Genomic DNA, 497 nt, shown 5'->3' with positions numbered 1-497 from the left:
CGCTGCACCAACACTTGGTTGCGGTACATACGCAGCTCGACCTGCCGATCCACCACTTGGTCTGCGGTTAAGTCATGCCGACGGCTGGCTAAGGTGATTTGATAACAAAAACCGTAACAAGGTCGATGATGAAACACGCTGGCAGACAAAGACTCTTGCCCATCGAACTGAGTCACAACCAAGGCATCATCGCCGAGTCCTTCTATATTGATGGTGTACGCCAATGTCGCCATACGTCTCCCCTATCGTTGACACCAAGCACAAAAACCTTCACCACAAATTACCGCGACAACGGTAATTTGTATTTAAGGCTTTCAGGAGGCTTCCTGTAGGAAACCTCTGAAAATAAAAGCGATTAAGCTTCGATAGGTTTACGCCAATCGTCTGAACCAGACGTACCTGCGTTGACGTGATCCCAAGTGATCTTACGGTACGACATTGAGACCGTTAGATTTTGCGTGAAGTCGGACATCGACGGATCTTGACAGTGTGGCATC

2 pseudogenes are annotated in these 497 nt (G+C 48.7%); both read right to left on the bottom strand.

What is annotated here, in order from left to right:
- Positions 1-233 (bottom strand): annotated as a pseudogene (locus QTN95_RS21065) (type VI secretion system tip protein VgrG); the annotation flags it as partial.
- 122 nt (positions 234-355) lie between these two features.
- Positions 356-497, bottom strand: a pseudogene (locus tag QTN95_RS21060) (type VI secretion system tube protein Hcp); the annotation flags it as partial.

This window comes from Vibrio sp. M260112, from assembly GCF_036533775.1.
GTDB lineage: Bacteria > Pseudomonadota > Gammaproteobacteria > Enterobacterales > Vibrionaceae > Vibrio.
The sequence above is the reverse complement of the archived record's forward strand: the minus strand, read 5'-3'. Positions and strand labels throughout refer to the sequence as shown.